The sequence below is a fragment of the Kitasatospora sp. NPDC088264 genome, from assembly GCF_040685715.1.
GTDB lineage: Bacteria > Actinomycetota > Actinomycetes > Streptomycetales > Streptomycetaceae > Kitasatospora.
On the sequence record NZ_JBFBIR010000139.1, the window covers coordinates 1 to 1890 of the forward strand.

General features: G+C 68.5%; 2 protein-coding genes and 1 pseudogene. All 3 read right to left on the bottom strand.

The window, feature by feature from the left end:
• Window positions 1–94, bottom strand: a pseudogene (locus AB0O82_RS38650) (phosphate ABC transporter permease subunit PstC); the annotation flags it as partial.
• Between the two features lie 88 nt (window positions 95–182).
• Window positions 183–683 carry an SRPBCC family protein gene (locus tag AB0O82_RS38655; RefSeq protein WP_363589736.1) on the bottom strand — a complete coding sequence of 167 codons (501 nt, stop codon included), beginning with the start codon at window positions 681–683 and terminating at the stop codon, window positions 183–185.
• 202 nt (window positions 684–885) lie between these two features.
• Window positions 886–1734: a hypothetical protein gene (locus AB0O82_RS38660; protein WP_363589738.1), complete on the bottom strand. Its 849-nt coding sequence runs from the start codon at window positions 1732–1734 to the stop codon at window positions 886–888.
• Window positions 1735–1890: the final 156 nt, after the last annotated feature.

Here is a 1890-nt window from a genome sequence, read left to right on the forward strand (position 1 = left end):
CGTTGACCAGCAGGGTCAGCGCGAACAGCACCAGGCCGGCTGCCATCAGCGCGGAGAGCGAGAGCGCGTCCGACTCGCCGAAGCGCAGCGCGATGGGCGTCGCCGTGACGCCCGTCCGAACCGCGACGCCCATCCGAACGGCTGCGCTGCGTGCGCGGTGGTGCGGCCGAGTCCGTCGGCGGTCAGCCTTCGTGGACCGGCTGCCCGGCGCTGGGCAGGGCTTCGCCCGTCTCCAGCAGTGTCTTGAGGCTGGAGAGGATGGCAGGCCAGCCCTGGCTGCACATCGAGCGCAGGGTCCCTCCGGGGCCGAAGTCGTCGTGGGTGACGGTCAGCTTCACCTGGTTGCCGTGCGGCACCAGCTCGAAAGTGACCTTCGACCGGCGTTCCGCGGCCAGTTCGGCGCGCAGTTCCTCGCCGGCACCGGCCGTCTGGGCCCACTGCGGAGTGAAGGTGTGCCAGGTGTAGGAGAGCCGCCGGTACGGCTCGTGGACGAGTACGACCTGCTCCGGGTCGACGGTCCGTGCGCCGCGCTCGGCCCAGACGACAGGTGAGCCCTCGACCCAGTCGGTCTCAAAGCGCACGCCCCAGTAGCGCTCGGTGAAGGCGGGGTCGGTGAGCGCCTGCCAGAGCCGCTCAGGTGTGGTGTTGATGTACGTCGTGTAGACGAAGGCGTTGTTGTCCATGGGTGGCTGCTCCAGTGCTCTCTTCAGATCGGCGAGCGCGGCGGTCCGGGCATTCCGGCCAGCTCCAGCGTCGACGCTCCAAGTCCTTCGGGGGTTGACCCTGCGGCCGGTGAGATGCGTGCCGGATGCGGACGATCTGCTGGTGAGGCTCGACCGGCACACCGCCGATCATCAGGAGAACCTGCCAGGACTGCGCCAGTATTCAGTCGCGACACCCCTGGGATGCCAGGAAATCGCGAAGGTAGGTGTGCTTTTCGCGGACCTGGGGGTTCGGGTGATGCTCCGCGGCCTGCAGAAAGGGCTCCGCGTCGTCGGCGTCGACCTGGCTGCGGAACAGAAGCTGGTCGAGGACGCCGATACCCCAGATCTGGATGGCCGGATCAGCGTCAACGAGGAACTCACCGACCAACGGGAGGTCATCAGCCGTGGCGACGACGCGCAGCAACTCGACCGCGAGGTGCCGACGTTCCGGATCCGGGTCGGTGCGATAGATCTCCAGGCAGCGAGATCGAGCAGCGTCGGGCTGCAGCAGCCACAAGACCGAACGCGCGTGCTCGGAGGCCGGGAGACCTTCGACGTACCAATCCACCGCCCCACGAATCGCCTCATCACCCAGCAGAAAGGCGATGGCCCGCCGAGCGATGCGGTCACCGCTGGATTCCGGACCAGCGCCGATACTGTGGGCCAGTGCCTGCCAGTCGATCGGTTCGCTTCGGCTCGCCACACTCGTAGCGGGGGCGGCGAGGTGGAGCTGGCAGGCGCAGTCGAGGGCGTCCTCGGGGGTGCCGGCGAAGCCGCCGGTGGGTAGCAGGGAGTCTTCGTAGCGGTCGCTGCCGGCGTAGTAGAGGGCGAAGCCCCATCGGCTGGCGGTACCGCTGTAGCGCAGGCGCATCAGCTTGACCCGTTCGCCGTCGGGCAGTTCGCCTTCCACGTAGGCGAACTGCCCGCGATGGCGGATGTGCAGGTCCGTCAGTTGCGGCCAGGCCGTGCGGGCGTGTTCGGTCAGCCGCTGGGCGAGCGACAGCTGGGTGTACTCCGGCGTCGTGGGCATGGCGGCCATCCTGCCGGACCGCCCCGGCAGCGGATGCGGCAGGCTGGGGGGACCCAATGCCCCGGAAATGCAGAGAACCCCCATCCGGTTTCCCGGATGGGGGTTCTCTGTGAATGATTGTTCGGCGGCGTCCTACTCTCCCACAGGGTCCCCCCT